1 protein-coding gene and 1 pseudogene are annotated in these 1,183 nt (G+C 41.2%); both read right to left on the reverse strand.

Translation table 11 applies throughout. The features are described 5' to 3' along the window. Positions 1-184 (reverse strand): annotated as a pseudogene (locus VXQ92_RS19500) (hypothetical protein); the annotation flags it as partial. Next, positions 181-1,183: ATP-binding protein (locus tag VXQ92_RS19505; RefSeq protein ID WP_416682905.1), on the reverse strand; the 1,003-nt coding region annotated here is incomplete at its 5' end. The gene VXQ92_RS19505 and the pseudogene VXQ92_RS19500, both read right to left, overlap by 4 nt.

A 1,183-nucleotide genomic window follows, 5' to 3' on the forward strand; every position in this document is an offset into this window, starting at 1 on the left:
TAATGCCAGCCAGCTCAATAGTTTCGATTTTGATGCAGAATTCAAAACCCGGTTTACCAAAAACAGAAGCGGGGAATTGATCTAAGTCAGAAAAGTCCAACATGTCTCCAATAGGACGACAAAGAACAGTTTTACCTTTTTGAAGAGCTGCAAATGCTTCAGCTGCAGTGATTAGATTATTCATGCTGTCATCCCCGTTTTAGCTAATGTTTCAATGTCTTGTTTAACTGCCTTAAGTTTTGCTGCTTCAATTTGAATAAGGGCATCGATACCTAAGTGCTCACATACTGTTTTTACGTCTAGGCCACGTTCAGCAATAAAGTTTTGAAGTTCGTCTCTTTGTTGATCTGAGATGCCGTTAAATTCAGGGGGACTAATCCAAGTGCCACGTTGTTTATCAAACGTGCAATTCAATGCTTTAGCTCTCATTAACATTGCTTGTCGCATGTTCTGGTAATACATGTGTTCTTTATCAAGCGACTCAGTTAATTGATTAAGGTCACCTGCATGCTCAGCTTCTTCACAGCTTTGTTTCCAGTTTTCTAGCTCTTCTTGGGCTTTAGCTGCTGCAAGTTGTGCAGGCGTTAAGGTGTTAATGTGATCTTTAGCTTGAGTAATCAGGTCAGCCAAGAAAGTAGGGTGTGCTTTAAGATCAGGTACCCATACTTCACCGGTTTCACCGCCTAAAGCACCTGAGTTTTTCGCATGATGTGTAGGCGAAGGTTTGAAATTAATAACGCGGGCATTTTTACCTTCACCAGTAGTAACAGTTGTTAGATAACCCATGACATCTGCGATACGGTAAAGCTCGTTACGGTTTTTACCACCTAGATCTGGGCGGTAAATAATTTGATCACCGTTTTGATCTTCTGATGCGTGTGCAATGAAAACAACATCTTTACCTAAACTGATCAAAGTATTGATGTATTGCTTGAACGTTTGGTTCGCTAAACCTTGAGCTTTTAACTTTAAAGAACCATCTTTTTGACGGTTATTTGCCGTAAGTAACAGGTGGGTTTTAATGCATTCAAGCATTGCACCCACGGTATCAATGACAACGGTTTTATATGGTGCTAAGTCCTGCGGCGTAAGGTTTGCAACATCACTCCATTGTTGAACCTGTACAACCGCACCACGACGTAATTCACCAGTACGGTGAGCACCACGGTCAAAGTCAAAAGAA

It is taken from the genome of Acinetobacter sp. 228, from assembly GCF_048147885.1.